We start from the raw sequence: 14,843 nt of genomic DNA, 5'->3' as shown, positions 1-14,843 counted from the left end.
ACCCGCCGCCCGCCCGTCCACCGTCGTCTCCCGATACTGCGTCAGAGAGGGGTCGTCCGTCACAGCGCCTCACCCAGGTATGCCTGCTGCACGGTGGGGTCCGCCATCACCGCGGCAGGCGTGTCCAGTGCCAGAAGGGTGCCGTGGTGCATCACGGCGAGCCGGTCGGCGAGACCGAGCAGGACGTCCATGTGGTGTTCCACCATCAGCACCGTCCGGCCCGACTCCCGGTGCACCGAGCGGATCAGTTCGGTGAGGGCCGGGACCTCCTCCGCGCTGACGCCGGCCATCGGTTCGTCGAGCAGGATCAGCCGCGGTTCGGCGACCAGCAGCACGGCCAGTTCGAGCTTGCGCTTCTCACCGTGCGAGAGGGCGTTCGCCACGGTGTCCGCCCGGTGCCCGAGATCGGTCCGTTCCAACGTCTCGGCGACCTGGGCGGAGTACCGGTCGGCCCGGCGCCAGAAGCGGTAGGAGGCGGCCGGCCCGGCCGCGCCCTGCGCAGCCAGCCGTACGTGCTCGGCGACCGTCATCCCACCCCACAGCGAGGAGGTCTGGAATGTCCGCCCGATCCCGCGCCGGGCCCGTGCGTGCACGGGCAGGTCCGTGATGTCCGCCCCGTCCAGTTCCAGCGTGCCGTGACTCGCCGGGTAGATCCCGGAGATCAGGTTGAACAGGGAGGTCTTCCCCGCGCCGTTGGGTCCGATGAAGGCGACGAACTCGCCCTCTCCCACGGTGAAGGAGACGTCCTCCACGATCGGCACACCCCGGACCGACCAACCGAGCCCCGTCAGCCGCAGGACGGGCTCGGCGGTCCGCACGGCGGCCGTGCTCCCGCCCACCGGCCGCGGGACACCCGCCTGCCCGGAAACACCCGGCTGCCCACGCAGGCCCGCCTGCCCGGAGAGGACTGTCTCCCCGGGGAGGCCGGCAGCGGCACCGGACGGCCCCGCGCCGGGCCCCGATGCGGATGGCTGCTCCACGATCAGCCGACCATGGCGAGGACGGGCGGCGCCACCTGCTCGGCGGGCAGGACCTTCTCCACGGTGGGCTTGGCAGCGGCACCGCTGCCGGTCAGCCGGACCTGGAACATCGGCTGCAGCAGGGCGTGGTCCTCGGCGCGGACGGTGAGGTGGCCCTTCACGCCGTCGAAGCTCCACCCCTCCAGGGCCTTCACCAGGGCGGCGGTGTCGTCGGCGGAGCCCTTGTTGGCCTCGACCGCGTGCACCACCATCTGGGCGGCGGTGAAGCCGTCGGGGGTGAAGATGTCCGGCTTGCTGCCACCCTTGGCGACGGCCTCGGTCATCGCCTTCTCGATGTCCGTCCCGGCCGCACCGGCGAAGTAGTGGTTGAGGAAGGAGATCTTCTCGCCCGCCGGGCCGAACAGCGGGTACGAGGCGGCGAGGTCCAGGCCGGTGACCACCCGGGTGGAGGAGAAGACGTCCTGCTGGTTGAGCGAGGTCCACAGGGCGGAGGCGGTCTCGCCGGCCCAGGCCACGAACAGCAGGTCGGGCTTGGCGGCCTTGGCCTGGGTGGCGAACGGCGTCAGGTCGGTCGCGCTGGGCGGGGCGAGGACGGCGTCGACCGTGGCGCCCTCCTTGCCGAGGACGGCCTTGACGGCGGCCACGTTGGCCTGTCCGAAGGCACTGTCCTGGGCCAGCACCGTCACCTTCTTGCCCTTGGCGTCGCCCACGAACGAGGCCGCGGTCAGGGTGTCCTGGTAGGACTGGCGGCCCGAGCGGAAGGTGTACTTGTTGAGCGCGGTGACCTTGTCGGCGGCGGCCGGTCCGCTGATGAAGAGCACCTTGTTCTGCGCGGCGAAGGGCGCCACCTGCAGGGCCACGCCGGAGGCGGTGGAGCCGGCGAGGATCTTGTAGCCCTTGCCGATCAGCTCCTTGGCCCCGGACACCGCCTTCGCGGGGTCGCCGGCGTCGTCCTGCTCGACGAACTCGATCGGGTGCCCGTCCACCTTGCCGGTGCCCTTGGTCGCGTAGTCGAGTCCTGCCTTGAAACCCTCCAGGTACTGCTTGCCGTACGCGGCCAGCGGGCCGGTCTTGGAGTAGAGCAGGCCGACCTTGACCGGGCTCGAAGCCCCGCCGTTCCCGTCGGTGGAGTCCGTCCCCGCCGTACCGGCCTTGGCGCAGCCGACCGCCAGCACGCCGCAGGCCGCCAGGACGGCGATCCGCCGCCCGATGTGCCGCGGCCCGCCCGCAGCACCGCCGCCGGAGGCCGCGGTGCCTCCGGCGGCTCCCGGGGCCGGGGCGGCCGTGGACGCGGCCCGGGCCGCACCGATGGATCTGACGCGGGGAAGTGCTGTGTAGCGCATGGCGGCCGGCTCCTGGGGATCGCTGCGGGGGTGGATGCCGGAACCGTAGGAGTGCGGCCGGTCCGGGGACATATGGTCGGACGACGCACCGACCGCCCCGGCTGTGTGTCCCTCAGCCATGTCGGAGCTCCGCAGGGCGATCCGTGTGGCACGGCCCCATGGCCGGGGCGCACCGAATGTCGGGCGCCGCCATGGATCCGGCCGGGCCCCGCGGCGAGGGTGGAGGAGCCCGACCGGCCCCGACCGACCCGCCGACCACGCCTGATCACCGTCAGCGCTGCGCCCGGCCCGGCACCCCGCCACGGTCCCCGGTCCCGGGCACCCGAACGCTCCCGCCCGTCCCACCGCGGCCCACCACCGGCCTTCGACCCAGCCCGCCGCCCAGCGCTACGCCGGCCCCCGGCGCGGCCCACCGCCCGGGCCGGGGCCGGGCCGGGGCCGGGCCCACCACCCGCTGCTCCGCCGGTCCTCGGATCGGAGAGCCCCCGACAACTCCCACCCACCCCCGCCCTCAGTGAGGTGACCCCTTGGACAAGGTCCTTGACTCCCCCGACCGTGCCGTCGAGGACATCCCCGACGGAGCGACCCTCGCCGTCGGCGGATTCGGCCTCTGCGGCATCCCGAGCACCCTGCTGGGCGCGCTCGCGGCGGCGGGCACGTCCGGGCTGCGCGTCGTCTCCAACAACTGCGGCGTCGACGACTGGGGCCTCGGCCTGCTGCTGCGTGCGGGCCGGATCGCCCGGATGACGTCCTCGTACGTCGGCGAGAACAAGGAGTTCGCCCGGCAGTACCTGAGCGGGGAACTGGAGGTCGAGCTGACCCCGCAGGGCACACTGGCCGAGCGGCTGCGCGCCGGGGGTGCCGGCATCCCCGCCTTCTACACCCCGGCGGGTGCGGGGACGCAGGTCGAGGAGGGGGGTCTGCCCTGGCGGTACGCCGCCGACGGCTCGGTGGCGGTCGCCTCACCGGCGAAGGAGGTCCGCGAGTTCGGGGGGCGGCGCTACCTGCTGGAGGAGGCCATCACGGCGGACTTCGCGCTGGTCAGGGCCGAGGTGGCCGACCGGCACGGCAACTGCGTCTTCCACGCGGCCGCCCGCAACTTCAATCCGCTGTGCGCCACCGCCGGGCGGATCACGGTGGTCGAGGCCGACCTGGTCGTCGAGCCGGGCGAGCTCCCGCCGGACGCGGTGCACCTGCCCGGTGTCTACGTCGACCGGGTCGTCGCCGCCGACCCCGCGGACCGCCGCATCGAGCGCCGCACCGTCCGTCCGATCCCCCAGGAGGTCTGAGATGCCCGCCACCGACACGTCCACGGCCCCCACGGCGTCGGCCACCGACACGTCCACCGCACCCGCCGAGACGTCCACCGCACCCACCGCCCTCGACCCCCGGGACGCGCTGGCCGCCCGGGCCGCCCGGGAACTGCGCGACGGCCAGTACGTGAACCTCGGAATCGGCCTGCCGACCCTGATCCCCAATCACCTTCCGCCCGGTGTGCACGTCGTGCTGCACTCGGAGAACGGGATCCTCGGGGTGGGGCCGTACCCGCAGGAGGGCACCGAGCACCCGGATCTGATCAACGCGGGCAAGGAGACGGTGACGGTCGAGGCCGGCGCCTCGTACTTCGACTCGGCGTTCTCGTTCGGCATGATCCGGGCGGGCCGGATCGACGTTTCCGTGCTCGGCGCGATGCAGGTGTCCGCCTCGGGCGACCTCGCCAACTGGATGATCCCCGGCAAGATGGTCAAGGGCATGGGCGGCGCCATGGACCTCGTGCACGGCGCGCGCCGGCTGATCGTGGTGATGGAGCACACCGCCAAGGACGGTTCACCGAAGATCGTCGACGAGCTGTCGCTCCCGGCCACCGGCCGCGGCGTGGTGCACCGGATCGTCACCGACCTCGCCGTCCTCGACGTCACCCCGGACGGCCTCCTGCTGGTGGAGGTGGCCCCCGGCCGCACGGTCGAGGAGGTCCGCGCCGCCACCGAGCCCCCGCTGAGCCTCTCCCCCGCGCTTTCGGCCGGACTCTCGGCCTGAGCCCCCGAAGACGGGGAAGGCCGGCCGCTCGCTGCCCTCACAGCGCGCGGCCGGCCCTCCCGTACCCGATCAGTCGTTCAGGTTCGGGATCTTCCAGTCGATCGGCTCGGCGCCGAAGCCCTCCAGGGCGGCGTCGATCTGCGAGAACGGCTTGCTGCCGAAGAACAGCTTCGCGGAGAGCGGCGACGGGTGGGCGCCCTGCACGACGACGTGACGGTCGGTGTCGATCAGCGGCAGCTTCTTCTTCGCGTAGTTGCCCCACAGCACGAAGACGCAGGGCTCCTCGCGCTCGCTGACGGCCCTGATCACCGCGTCGGTGAACTTCTCCCAGCCCTTGGCCTTGTGCGAGTTGGCCTCGTGCGCCCGCACCGTCAGCACCGCGTTGAGCAGCAGGACGCCCTGCTCGGCCCAGTGCATCAGGTAGCCGTTGTCGGGGGCGGGGATGCCCAGGTCGGCGTCCAGCTCCTTGAAGATGTTCCGCAGCGACGGCGGGGTCTTGGTGCCCGGCAGGACGGAGAAGCTCATGCCGTGGGCCTGGCCGTCGTCGTGGTACGGGTCCTGACCGAGGACCAGCACGCGGACCTTGTCGTACGGGGTCGCCTCCAGTGCGGAGAACTCCTGCCCGCTCGGCGGGAAGACCTGGTGCTCGGCGCGCTCGCCGGCCACGAAGGCGGCCAGCTGGGCGAAGTACGGCTTGCCGACCTCGTCCGCGAGCACGTCCTGCCAGGACTCGGGCAGCTCGAAACCGGCGTCCACGGCCGCCTCAGCCAGATCCGTCACGACAAACCTCCCACCGACCGCGCCGCACTGCGCAGCGGTCGCCTCCGACGTACGACTTCCTACGACCCTGAACGCTACACACCCCTACCGACAGCCCGCCCCGCCCACCCGCCTCCCCGCCGGATCCCCCGGCGGATCCCCCGCGAATCCGCACCGGTCCCGCCCGGGGGTGCTAAGCGCTCGCAGCACTCGCAGCACTCTCAGCGCTCTCAGACCTGGAGGGCCGCCTCGCTCTCCGCCGCGGTCTCCGCGCCGGCCCGGGCACGGTCCCGGCGGACCCGCACGTGCTCGACCGCGTTGAGCCCGACGAGCACGACGGCCAGCACGGTCAGCGCCGTGAGGGCCGGCAGGTGCGGCATCAGCGGCAGCAGGACGAGGACCAGGCCGGCGGCCCCCAGCCGGGTCGGCGAGACCTTGCCGAACATCATCCACCGCGTGTAGCTGAAGGAGAGCAGGTAGAGCACGCAGCCGCCGTACAGCAGCGCGACGGTGCCGAGGCCCAGGGCGTGGCCCGGTTCGGCGACGGTCTCGCCGAAGCCCACCGCCACCGCGATGACACCGGCGATCAGCAGCAGGTGACCGTACGAGAACACCCGGCGGATCATGTCGCGGCGGGAGGCGGCCGTCTCCACGGCGAACCGCATGGCGTCGGACGCGAAGCCGAAGTAGAGCCACCACAGGGCGCAGGAGATGACGAACGCGACGGCCACCGACAGCAGTTGGCCGGTGTGCAGGTCGGAGCCGGCGACCGGTCCGCCGATGCCCACGATGGACTCGCCGAGCGCCACGAGCAGGAACAGCCCGAACCGCTCCGGCAGGTGGCCGGGGTGGTAGGTCACGGCGGCCAGGCGGCGGCGGAAGACCAGCGGCGCGGCGAGGTCGCAGGCCGCACCCGCGGCCCACAGGGCGGTCCGGGCGGGGCCGTCCGCCATGCCGCCGAGGAGCATCAGCGGGCCGCTGACGGCGACCCCGACACCGTACGGGCCGAGCCAGACCCGGCGGATGCCGCGGACCAGCCACAGCAGCACCAGCCGGGCGGCCCAGTAGCCCGCACCGAAGAGCAGGCCCCGGGCGCCGTACGCGCCGGGCAGGGCGAGGGCCATGAACAGGCCGCAGAGGCCCACGCCGAAGATCCCGATCCGGTCGCGCGGGGTGTCGACGTCACGGACGTTGGCCTGCACGGTGGTCCCGACCCAGCACCAGTAGACCGGCGCGAAGGCCACCAGCGCCCGGCCCGTCCCAGCCCAGTCGTGGTGGTGGTGCAGCAACTGGGACACCTGGGTCACCGCGAAGACGAAGACCAGGTCGAAGTAGAGCTCCGCCCAGGTCACCCGCTTCTCGTCCACCCCGCCCGGCGTCCCCGCCGCGTGCGCGGCCCCCTCCCCCGGTTCCGTCCGGGGTCTTCCCACTTCCGTTGCCCGTTCCACTGCTCCCCCTCGGGCTCGAACGGCGCCGCCGCCACGGCACCGGCCCGAGAAGGCCGGCCCCGCGGCGGCGCCACGTCCGGATCCGGTCCGGACCCGGTCTGGATCTCGTCGGTCTGTCGCCTGGGAAGGACACGCTCTGGCGACACCGCCTCACGATTCGATGACCAGCAGCAGAGTAGTCATCGCACCGTACTGACTGTCAGCCCTGGCCGGCCCCGGACGGCCCAGAGACGGCCCCGCCCCCTAGGTGCAGACTGGTGGTGAGGGTTGGAGGCCGTGATGGGGTTCTACGCCGAGCAGATCGTGCCGCGGATCGTCAACGTCGTCTGCGGGATGAAGGAGGCCGAGGAACTGCGGCGCCGGGTCTGCGAGGGCTTGGAGGGCGAGGTCCTGGAGCTCGGGTTCGGCTCGGGCCTGAACGTGCCGTTCTATCCGGCGGCCGTCACGAGGGTGGACGCGGTCGAGCCCTCCGACGTGGGCTGGAAGCTGGCGGCGAAGCGGCTGGCGGCGACCTCCGTCCACGTGGAGCGCGGGGGGCTGGACGGCCAGGCACTGCCGTTCGCGGACCACAGCTACGACGCCGCGCTGTCGACCTGGACGCTGTGCACCATCCCTGACGCCGGTGCCGCGCTCCACGAGGTGCGGCGCGTCCTCAAGCCGGGCGGGACGCTGCACTTCCTGGAGCACGGCCTGGCCCCGGTCGAGGACGAGAGCGTGCGGCGCTGGCAGAAGCGGCTCGACCCGCTGGAGCAGCGGCTGTTCGCCGGGTGCCACCTCACCCGCCCGATCGTCGACCTGCTGACCGAGGCGGGCTTCGTCGTCACGGACCTGGACGTGTTCTACGAGAAGGGCGCCCCGAGGCCGATGGGCGCCGACTCGCTCGGGATCGCGATGTCGCCCGCGTGAAGAAACCCGGGGCCGCTACCGGGCCATGGTGGACGCCGGTGCAGAATGTGGCCTGCGGCAGGGCGAGATCTTCGGTCTCGCCGTGGACGCCGTGAACCTCGGCTCCGACACGCTCCACGTCGTGCGGCAGGTGAAGTACCTTCAGGGAAGGCTCCTCTTCGCCCCGCCGAAGGGCTGCAAGCTCCGAGACGTTCCGCTTCCCGAGTCGGTCGCGTCCTCGCTGCGGGCCCACATGGAGAGGTTCGCCCCCGTGAACGTGGCTCTGCCGTGGCTGACGGCCGACGGCCCACTGGTCACGCACCGCCTGCTGTTCACCCTGCCGACGGGCGTTGCCGTCCGGCGGAACTACTTCAATGACGAGATCTGGAAGGAGGCCCTTGAAGCCGCCGGCGTCGTCGCACCCCGCCTCTCCGGCCAGCGACCGACCGCAGCCAGGGAGCACGGCATGCACGCCCTGAGGCACTTCTACGCCTCTGTGCTTTTGGACGCCGGCGAGAGCATCAAGGCGGTGAGCGAGTACCTGGGCACGCGGCCCCCGGGTTCGCGCTGAGGATCTACACCCACCTGATGCCGAGCAGCCGTGAGCGCACCCGGAAGGCCGTGGACGCGGTGTTCGGCCACGACTCGGGCCGCTGACGTACCGGAGACAGCCAGATAGCAAGCACAGCGCCCCTATCAGTGGAAAACCCACTGGTAGAGGCGCTGTGAGAATTTCTGACGGTCAGAACAGAGCCGATGGTCCCTATGCTCTACTGCCTCAGCCGTTACTAGCCATGGGACCGCTAGGCCGTCAGTGCTGGCGCGACTTCGTCGGGTGCGGGTGACGCTTGGGGCCGGTCGGAGTCGGGGCGGGAGTCACCGTCGGCGTGGGAGTGGCCGTCGGGGTGCCGCCGGGGGCGCTGTCGGCGCCGGTGAGCAGGTTGTGGGTGCCCAGGGCGGTGAGGGCCGTCCCGTCGAAGCGATAGGTGGTGGCGTTGCCGGAGGCGTCGACGGCGCGGAGGTCCACAGTGCCGTCCTGGTCGACGTCGGCGGCCTGGACCAGCGGCTTCGCAGCAGCGTCCCAGCCTTCGGCGGCGACAAGGACCGGTGTGGTGGGGGTGCCGAGGGTCATGTCGAGCAGGGCCGCGGGGCTGTAGTAGTACAGCTGGCCACCCGTCTCGGAGCGGGCGAAGAGCGCCGGCATGTTATCGACGAGTGCGGTCGTGATGCTCCAGTCGCTCCAGTTGCCGCTGCCCGTGGGATTGGTCTCGGTGAGGACCAGCTCGGGCGGGAAGAATGCACCGGGCGCCGCGGCGGTGGGCTGCAGCCACAGCGCACCGTCGAGGACGCTCAGTAGCGACGGGAGGGGGTTCGGCTCGCCCTGGGCGGCGGTGGTGTACAGCTGGCCGGCATTGGCTATGAACGTGGGCAGTGCGCCGGTGACGGGCGACGTGAATGCGACCGAGGGGACGCCGATGCCGCTCAGCGGGTTCAGAGGAGATCCGTCTCCGGTGCCGTAGATCACCGTGCCGGATCCGGTGGCCGGGTTGTAGATCAGGACGTCGTTGGGGCCGGCACCGGTGCGGAAGTGCCCGACGATCGCCTGGCGGCCGTTGTAGTCGGCGGGGCTGCTGCCACTCGCGCCCAGGCCGTTGACTCCGATGTCGGTCGCGGTGCCGGTGAGGTTTCCGCCCACTGCACCGTCGGTCAGCCAGAGACCGGCGTCGAGCGAGGCTTGGTTGCCAACCACGACCAGGTCGGTGTAGCCGTCGCCGTTGAGGTCGTTCTCCACAGCCGTCACGGTGTCGGCGTGGGCGGGCAGGACGAGACCGCCCAGGGCTGCGGCGGTCACGGTGGTGACGACCGCTGCAGCGCGAGCGTGCAGGGGGAGACGGCGTTGTGACATGGGGTGCCTCGGGTCTTCCGTGAGGAGCAGAGTGGCCGGTCGCGACGGATCGGCGCGAGGATCATGGCATGGCGCCTTCGTGCACGGTGCACCGGTCCCGGAGCGATAGGGCCGGACCAGGCTGTGGTGACGCCGCATCACCGCACCAGAGTCCAGAGTGTCGTTGACGCGCCCACGACTCGGGCCGCTGACGCCCGTAGACGGCCCAGCAAGCAAACGCAGCACCCCTACCGGCGGAAAACCGCTGGTAGGGGCGCTGCGACTGTCTCTGACGGTCAGATCTCGTCGATCAGGTCGGCGATCGACTTCACGACGCGTGTCGGCCGGTACGGGAAGCGTTCGACGTCGGCCGGCGAGGTGAGGCCGGTCAGGACGAGGATCGTCTCCATGCCGGCCTCCATGCCGGAGACCACGTCGGTGTCCATCCGGTCGCCGATCATCGCGGCGGTCTCCGAGTGCGCCCCGGCGGTGTTGAGCGCCTCACGCATCATCAGCGGGTTGGGCTTGCCGACGAAGTAGGGCTCGACGCCGGTGGCCTTGGTGATGAGGGCGGCGACGGAGCCGGTGGCCGGGAGCACGCCCTCGGTGGACGGGCCGGTCTCGTCGGGGTTGGTGCAGATGAAGCGGGCGCCGCCGTTGATCAGGCGGATCGCCTTGGTGAGCGCCTCGAAGCTGTAGGTGCGGGTCTCGCCGAGCACCACGTAGTCCGGGTCCTTGTCGGTCAGCACGTAGCCGGCCTGGTAGAGCGCGGTGGTGAGGCCGGCCTCGCCGATGACGTACGCGGTGCCGCCGGGCCGCTGGCTCTTGAGGAACTTGGCGGTGGCGAGGGCGGAGGTCCAGATGCATTCCTCCGGCACCTCCAGGCCCATGCCGGCGAGGCGGGCGCTGAGGTCGCGCGGGGTGTAGATCGAGTTGTTGGTGAGCACCAGGAACGGCTTGCCGGACTCCCGCAGGCGGCGGAGGAACTCCTCCGCGCCGGGAATCGGCGTGCCCTCATGGATGAGGACGCCGTCCATGTCGGTCAGCCAGGACTCGATGGGCTTGCGGTCTGCCACGTGCGTGTCTCCCGAGGTCGTGCGGTGGTCGTACGGAACTGCACCCCTCCGCCCGGTGCCCGCTGCGGGCCCTCCGCGACGTGTGGGGGTCCTACTGGCTGCCCCAACACGACCAGCCTAATCCGCACACCTGCCCGGCGGGGAGGACGTCCCGACCAGCGGACTCGGCTGCGGCCCGCTCCAGCCCGTTGCTGGCCCGCCCCAACCCGCCCCGGCCCGCACCGGCCCTGCCCACCGGACGCCGGTACGGCACCCGCCGGCCGGCCACAGGACCCCGGGCCCGCCGCCTCAAGAACGCCTTAAAGACCCCATAACAGCACTGATCGCCCGTCAATCCGGCCATCGGCAGTGGTTAGCGTGCTGGCACAGCGTCCCCGACCCTCGATCCTGGAGCGCCGCCATGTCCGCTCGTCCCTCCGCCCGCCGCCGGGTCACCGTCCTCGCCGGCACCCTCGCCGGCCTGGCCCTGTCCGGCACGCTCGGCACCGGCACGGCCGCCGCGCACGGCTCGATGCAGAACCCGCTGAGCCGGGTCGAGGGCTGCTACCTGGAGGGCCCGGAGCATCCGAAGTCCGCGGCCTGCGCGGCCGCGATCGCCCTCGGCGGCACCCAGGCGATGTACGACTGGAACGGTGTGCGGATCGGTGACGCCAACGGCCGCCACCAGCAGCTGATCCCGGACGGCAAGCTGTGCAGCGCCAACAACGCGGAGTTCGCCGGCCTGGACCTGCCCCGCGCGGACTGGCCGGCCACCAACCTGACGGCCGGCTCGCCGTTCACCTTCCGGTACCGCGCCACCGCGCCGCACCGCGGCACCTTCCGGCTGTACGTCACCAACGGCACGTACGACCCGGCCAAGCCGCTCGCCTGGTCGAACCTGCAGTCCACCCCGTTCCTGACGGTCACCGACCCGCAGCTGGTCGACGGCCAGTACGTGCTGCCCGGTCGGATCCCGGCGGGGCTGAAGGGGCGCCAGCTGGTGTACGCGATCTGGCAGCGTTCGGACAGCCCGGAGGCGTTCTACTCCTGCTCCGACGTGGTCTTCGACGGCAGCGGCAAGACCGCCGGCACGGCCCCCGTCCCGCCCGCGGGCAGCGGCACCCCGCACGTCCACGACTCCGCCGCCGCCACCCCGGCCACCGGCTCCGGCACCGGCACGGGCGCCGTCGCACCCGTCGCCGTACCCGCCGCGGCGACCGGTTCCCCCGCCGGCACCGGGCAGGGCACCCCCTCGGCCTCCGCCCCCGGTACCCCGGCGGCCTCCGGGACACCCGTCGGCACGGACGCCGTCCCGGCAGGGCAGCAGCTCGCCCAGACCGGCACCGACCGTTCCACCGGGCTGATCGCCGCGGTCGGCACGGCGTTCGTGCTCTCCGGCGCGGCGATGGCCGTGCTGCGCCGCCGCAACCGGGCCCGCGGCACGCACGCGCGCTGACCCGGCCGGCCGGCGCGGCCGTGGTTGAGTGGGTCGCATGACCAGCGCGCCCCGCACTCCGTTCCGCGTCGGCCTGATCGGCTACGGCCTGGCCGGTTCCGCCTTCCACGCCCCGCTGATCGCCACCACCCCCGGACTGCAGCTGGTCGCGGTGGTCACCGCCAACCCGGACCGCCGCGACCGGCTGCACCGCGCCCATCCCGGGGCGCAGCCGCTCGACACCCCGGCCGACCTGTTCGACCGGGCGGAGGACCTCGACCTGGTGGTCGTGGCCTCCCCCAACCGCACCCACGTGCCGCTCGCCGAGGCGGCGGTCGCCGCCGGCCTGCCGGTGGTGATCGACAAGCCGCTCGCGGGCTCGGCCGTCGAGGCGGCCCGGCTCTGCGACGCGGCGGAGCGGGCCGGGGTGCTGCTCTCGGTCTTCCAGAACCGCCGCTGGGACGGCGACTTCCTGACGGTACGCCGGCTGATCGGTGAGGGTGCGCTCGGCCGGGTGCACCGCTTCGAGTCGCGCTTCGAGCGGTTCCGGCCGAAGCCCAAGCCGGGGTGGCGGGAGCTCGCCGACCCGGCCGAGGTCGGCGGCACCCTCTACGACCTGGGCAGTCACCTCGTCGACCAGGCACTCACGCTCTTCGGCCCGGCCGAGTCGGTGTACGCGGAGATCGACACCCGGCGCGACGGCGCGGTGGTCGACGACGACGCCTTCCTGGGCCTCACCCACGCCTCCGGTGTCCGCTCCCACCTGTGGACGAGTGCCGTCGCCCCGGTCGGCGGCCCCCGGCTGCGCGTCCTCGGCGACCGCGCCGGGTACGTCAAGTTCGGCATGGACCCGCAGGAGAGCGACCTCAGGGCGGGCCGCACGCCCGGCGACGGCTACCCGTGGGGCGCCGACGACCCCGCCGCGTACGGCACCCTCGGCACCGACGAGGGCGCCGAGCGCATCCCCACCGATCCCGGCGACTACCCCGCCTACTACGCCGGCATCGCCGCCTCGCTGGCCGACGGCACCCCGCCGCCGGTGGACCCGCGGGACGGGGTCGCCGCGCTCACCGTCCTGGAGGCGGCCCGCACCTCCGCGGCCACGGGCAGCGTCGTCCGCCTCGGCTGACGGTCACCTCGGCCGACGACCGCCCCGCGGGCCGGCCCGAGCCCGGGGAACGCCGCGGGGCCGGCCGCGGATCGCGGCCGGCCCCGGGGCCGTACTGTCCTCGCCCGTCAGCGGGCGTACGGGTTGCCGCCCGGAGGCGGCGGGGTCTGCCCCTGCGGCGGCGGGTAGCCGCCGGGCGCGGGGGGCTGCTGGCCGTACGGGGCGGCTGGCGGCTGCTGCCCGTAGGGGCCGGCGGGCGGCTGCTGGGCGGGGAAGCCCGGCGCCTGGTGGGGCGGCTGGACCCCGTACGGCGCGGGCGCCGGCACCGGGGCCGTGCCCGCGGCGGCGGCCTTCTTCCGCCGGCCGATCACCAAGAAGACGATCACCAGCAGCACCGCGAAGCCGAAGAGCCCGCCGATGATCATCAGCACCAGGTCGAGCGGGTCCGTGCCGGACCCGTCGTCCGAGGCGGCGGCCGCGGCCTGCGAGGACCCGGCGGGGGCCGGTGCCGTCCCCGGCGCGGTGGCACCGCCGGTGCCCGCACCCGGGGTCGGGTCGGCGGCCGCCGCGGCCTTCAGCGGGAACTCGCCGGCCGCGCCCGGGTCGCCCGGGTCGCTGAGCGCGATCCGCGGCCGCACGGTGCCGTAGCCGATGAAGTCGCTGCGCTCCTTCGGGTTGCTGGCCGTGTTGATCAGCACGCGCAGGACCTGGTTGTTGGTCCAGTCGGGGTGGGCCGCCCAGAGCAGGGCCGCCGAGGCGGAGGCCACGGCCGTGGCGTCGGAGGTTCCGGTGCCCTTGCAGTAGCCGGACGGGCCGGTGCAGGCGCTGTAGATGTCGGCGCCCGGTGCGGCCAGGGAGACCTGCGGGCCGTGCTCGGACACCGCGACGGCCTTGCCGTCCTTGTCGGTGGCGGCGACGCCGACCACGCCGGGGGCCGCACCCGGGTACTCCACCCGGTTGGTGGTGTTTCCGCTGTTGCCGACCGCGGCGAAGACCAGGCTGCCGCGGGCGAGGGCGTGGTCCACCGAGGTCTTGAACTTCTGGAGGTCGACCGGCTTCAGGTTCGACGCCGGGATGCCCACCGACATGTTGATGACCTTCGCGCCCTGGTCCGAGGCGTAGACGATCGCCTGGCCCAGCTGTGCGAGGTCGGAGTTCTCCGCCTCGACCTTGCCGCCGTAGGTGTCGTTGACCTTGATCGGCAGGATCTTGGCGCCGGGAGCCAGGCCGTACTCGCCCTTGCCGCCCAGTCCCTTGCCGGTGCCGGCGATGATGCTCGCCATGCCGGTGCCGTGGCCGGTGGAGTCCGAGGTGTTCCCGGTTCCGGTGAAGTCCTTGCCGGGCAGCACCTGCCCCGCCAGGTCCGGGTGCGCGGCGTTCACGCCGCCGTCGATCACCGCGACGGTGATGCCCTGGCCGGTGCTGGTCTTCCACATGTCCGGGGCGTGCATGGCGTCCAGGTACCACTGCTGGGCGCGGATCGAGTCCACGCCGGAGGCCGGACCGGCCGCCACCCCGACGGACAGTGCCGCCCCCGCCATCGCTGCGGCGAACCGCCGCCCCCGCACCGCCGTGCCCGTTCGCCGCATCCTGCTCTCCCTCGTCAGCCGTCGCCGTCGGCCCGGCACGCCTCCCGACGCACGGACCTGCCCGGCCGCGGGGCGTTTCGTGGCCCCGCGCCCGGGCAGTCAGCCTGATCCCTACTCAATCACGCCCGGGTTGACCGGTCCCGAACCGGAGGTCCAGGTGTCCTCGTCCTCGACGAGGTAGTCCGGACGGTTGCCGCGGTTGCGGTCCTTGCGGCCCGCGCCGCCTGCACCGTGGCCGCCGCCGAAGCCGCCCTGGCCGGAGCGGCCGTCCGCGCCCCGCTCGGCCCGGCCGCGCAGACCGGTGCCGCCCTGGGTGAAC

The 14,843-nt window shown here is 73.1% G+C and carries 12 protein-coding genes and 2 pseudogenes; 6 read left to right on the top strand and 8 right to left on the bottom strand.

Annotated elements, in window-relative coordinates; translation table 11 throughout:
• Positions 1-59: 59 nt before the first annotated feature.
• Together ABD353_RS31440 and ABD353_RS31435 are read right to left on the bottom strand one after the other, a co-directional pair.
• On the bottom strand, positions 60-818 hold the full coding sequence (locus ABD353_RS31440) for an ABC transporter ATP-binding protein (RefSeq protein ID WP_344627086.1): 759 nt from the start codon (positions 816-818) through the stop codon (positions 60-62).
• A gap of 164 nt (positions 819-982) precedes the next feature.
• Complete coding sequence (locus ABD353_RS31435) at positions 983-2,323, bottom strand: substrate-binding domain-containing protein (RefSeq protein WP_344627085.1); 1,341 nt, start codon at positions 2,321-2,323, stop codon at positions 983-985.
• Positions 2,324-2,850: 527 nt separating this feature from the next.
• Between ABD353_RS31435 and ABD353_RS31430 the strand changes: the two genes are divergently transcribed.
• Positions 2,851-3,612, top strand: coding sequence for a CoA transferase subunit A (locus tag ABD353_RS31430; protein WP_344627084.1), 762 nt, complete (start codon positions 2,851-2,853; stop codon positions 3,610-3,612).
• 1 nt (position 3,613) lies between these two features.
• On the top strand, positions 3,614-4,360 hold the full coding sequence (locus tag ABD353_RS31425; protein WP_344627083.1) for a 3-oxoacid CoA-transferase subunit B: 747 nt from the start codon (positions 3,614-3,616) through the stop codon (positions 4,358-4,360).
• Between the two features lie 69 nt (positions 4,361-4,429).
• Here ABD353_RS31425 and ABD353_RS31420 read toward each other — a convergent pair whose 3' ends face one another.
• Entirely contained in the window at positions 4,430-5,140 is a 711-nt protein-coding gene (locus ABD353_RS31420) for a uracil-DNA glycosylase (protein WP_344627082.1), read from the bottom strand.
• Positions 5,141-5,349: 209 nt separating this feature from the next.
• Positions 5,350-6,486: a low temperature requirement protein A gene (locus ABD353_RS31415; protein ID WP_344627081.1), complete on the bottom strand. Its 1,137-nt coding sequence runs from the start codon at positions 6,484-6,486 to the stop codon at positions 5,350-5,352.
• A gap of 360 nt (positions 6,487-6,846) precedes the next feature.
• On the opposite strand from ABD353_RS31415, the gene ABD353_RS31410 reads away from it, so the two are divergent.
• Both ABD353_RS31410 and ABD353_RS31405 read left to right on the top strand, forming a co-directional pair.
• Positions 6,847-7,473, top strand: a complete 627-nt coding sequence (locus ABD353_RS31410) for a class I SAM-dependent methyltransferase (protein ID WP_344627080.1) — start codon at positions 6,847-6,849, stop codon at positions 7,471-7,473.
• 13 nt (positions 7,474-7,486) lie between these two features.
• Positions 7,487-8,109, top strand: a pseudogene (locus ABD353_RS31405) (tyrosine-type recombinase/integrase); the annotation flags it as partial.
• Positions 8,110-8,263: 154 nt separating this feature from the next.
• On the opposite strand, the gene ABD353_RS31400 reads toward ABD353_RS31405, so the two are convergent.
• Both ABD353_RS31400 and ABD353_RS31395 read right to left on the bottom strand, forming a co-directional pair.
• Complete coding sequence (locus ABD353_RS31400) at positions 8,264-9,304, bottom strand: FG-GAP repeat domain-containing protein (protein ID WP_344627079.1); 1,041 nt, start codon at positions 9,302-9,304, stop codon at positions 8,264-8,266.
• A 329-nt stretch (positions 9,305-9,633) separates the two neighbouring features.
• Positions 9,634-10,413, bottom strand: coding sequence for an HAD-IIA family hydrolase (locus ABD353_RS31395; protein WP_030275764.1), 780 nt, complete (start codon positions 10,411-10,413; stop codon positions 9,634-9,636).
• A 400-nt stretch (positions 10,414-10,813) separates the two neighbouring features.
• Between ABD353_RS31395 and ABD353_RS31390 the strand changes: the two genes are divergently transcribed.
• A complete protein-coding gene (locus ABD353_RS31390; protein WP_344627078.1) occupies positions 10,814-11,848 on the top strand; it encodes a lytic polysaccharide monooxygenase in 1,035 nt (344 codons plus the stop codon).
• Positions 11,849-11,885: 37 nt separating this feature from the next.
• Positions 11,886-12,956 carry a Gfo/Idh/MocA family oxidoreductase gene (locus ABD353_RS31385; protein WP_344627077.1) on the top strand — a complete coding sequence of 357 codons (1,071 nt, stop codon included), beginning with the start codon at positions 11,886-11,888 and terminating at the stop codon, positions 12,954-12,956.
• A 107-nt stretch (positions 12,957-13,063) separates the two neighbouring features.
• On the opposite strand, the gene mycP is transcribed toward ABD353_RS31385, so the two are convergent.
• Both mycP and ABD353_RS31375 read right to left on the bottom strand, forming a co-directional pair.
• A complete protein-coding gene (gene mycP, locus ABD353_RS31380; RefSeq protein ID WP_344627076.1) occupies positions 13,064-14,524 on the bottom strand; it encodes a type VII secretion-associated serine protease mycosin in 1,461 nt (486 codons plus the stop codon).
• Positions 14,525-14,635: 111 nt separating this feature from the next.
• Positions 14,636-14,843, bottom strand: a pseudogene (locus tag ABD353_RS31375) (hypothetical protein); the annotation flags it as partial.

This window comes from Kitasatospora arboriphila (assembly GCF_039528095.1).
GTDB lineage: Bacteria > Actinomycetota > Actinomycetes > Streptomycetales > Streptomycetaceae > Kitasatospora > Kitasatospora arboriphila.
Note: the sequence above shows the minus strand (reverse complement) of the source record. Positions and strands in the feature narration are given on the sequence as shown.

Coding starts and splice junctions, on each gene's coding strand:
- ABD353_RS31435 (WP_344627085.1), bottom strand. CDS start 2,323: ATGCGCTACACAGCACTTCCCCGCGTCAGATCCATCGGTGCGGCCCGG.
- ABD353_RS31425 (WP_344627083.1), top strand. CDS start 3,614: ATGCCCGCCACCGACACGTCCACGGCCCCCACGGCGTCGGCCACCGAC.
- ABD353_RS31410 (WP_344627080.1), top strand. CDS start 6,847: ATGGGGTTCTACGCCGAGCAGATCGTGCCGCGGATCGTCAACGTCGTC.
- ABD353_RS31390 (WP_344627078.1), top strand. CDS start 10,814: ATGTCCGCTCGTCCCTCCGCCCGCCGCCGGGTCACCGTCCTCGCCGGC.
- ABD353_RS31385 (WP_344627077.1), top strand. CDS start 11,886: ATGACCAGCGCGCCCCGCACTCCGTTCCGCGTCGGCCTGATCGGCTAC.
- mycP (WP_344627076.1), bottom strand. CDS start 14,524: ATGCGGCGAACGGGCACGGCGGTGCGGGGGCGGCGGTTCGCCGCAGCG.